The 1,159-nt window shown below is 65.6% G+C and carries 1 protein-coding gene; it reads right to left on the bottom strand.

Annotated elements, in window-relative coordinates; translation table 11 throughout:
- Window positions 1-337: 337 nt before the first annotated feature.
- The coding region (locus ACWGJ5_RS46580) for a hypothetical protein (RefSeq protein WP_453315645.1) at window positions 338-1,159 on the bottom strand (822 nt) is incomplete at its 5' end.

Below are 1,159 nucleotides of genomic sequence, written 5' to 3' on the forward strand. Positions count from 1 at the left end.
CAGGACTCCAAGTAACCACCACGACAACGCGGACAAGCCACCCCGCCCCACGCCCAAGGCGGCGTACCCCGGCACCACACCGGAGTACGCCGCCCCCTTTCACCCGCCCACCGCACCGCGTGCCGCTCGGACGATGTCGTGTACTCCCCACCCCGGCTGTCGCTTCCCGGCCGACGCCGGAAGGGCGCTGAATTGTACTTCCCGTATTGGGCCTGTCAAGCCCCGAATGTGCGTCGCTTTTCCCGGTTCTCCGGCTGGGTGAATCTGGATTCAGAAAGGCGCCGAGTCACCGCCTCAGAGGTGACGCAAACAGGCGAATAGAAATCCTAGTTTCTACTCAAGGAGAAACGTCATGGCTGTCAATATTCGAGTGCCGATCCCCCGGATTATCGGCGCTTCTTTCATCGCTGCGGTTCTCGCCGGAGCGGCAGGAGCAGCGGGCGCTCATGCTGCTCCTCAGACGGTCAAGTCCACGCCGAGCGTGGTACGGGACGCCGACCCGGGTGACCAGGGTGGTGGCGACCAGGGTGGCGGTGACCAGGGTGGTGGCGACCAGGGTGGTGGCGACCAGGGTGGTGGCGACCAGGGTGGTGCCCAAGGTGGCGATCAGGGTGGTGGCGACCAGGGTGGCGATCAGGGTGGTGGCGACCAGGGTGGCGATCAGGGTGGTGGCGACCAGGGTGGTGACCAGGGCGGTGGTGCCCAAGGTGGCGACCAGGGCGGTGGCGACCAGGGTGGTGCCCAAGGTGGCGATCAGGGCGGTGGCGACCAGGGTGGTGCCCAAGGTGGCGATCAGGGCGGTGGTGCCCAGGGCGGCGATCAGGGTGGCGATCAGGGTGGTGGTGCCCAGGGTGGCGATCAGGGTGGTGGTGCCCAGGGTGGCGATCAGGGTGGCGGTGCCCAGGGTGGCGACCAGGCCGATCAGGCGAACGTGAACCAGGGTGACGGTAAGGCCAATCAGGCGAACGTGAACCAGGGTGACGGTAAGGCCAATCAGGCGAACGTGAACCAGGGTGACGGTAAGGCCAATCAGGCGAACGTGAACCAGGGTGACGGTAAGGCCAATCAGGCGAACGTGAACCAGGGTGACGGTAAGGCCAATCAGGCGAACGTGAACCAGGGTGACGGTAAGGCCAATCAGGCGAACGTCAATCAGGGT

It is taken from the genome of Streptomyces sp. NPDC054783 (assembly GCF_053611725.1).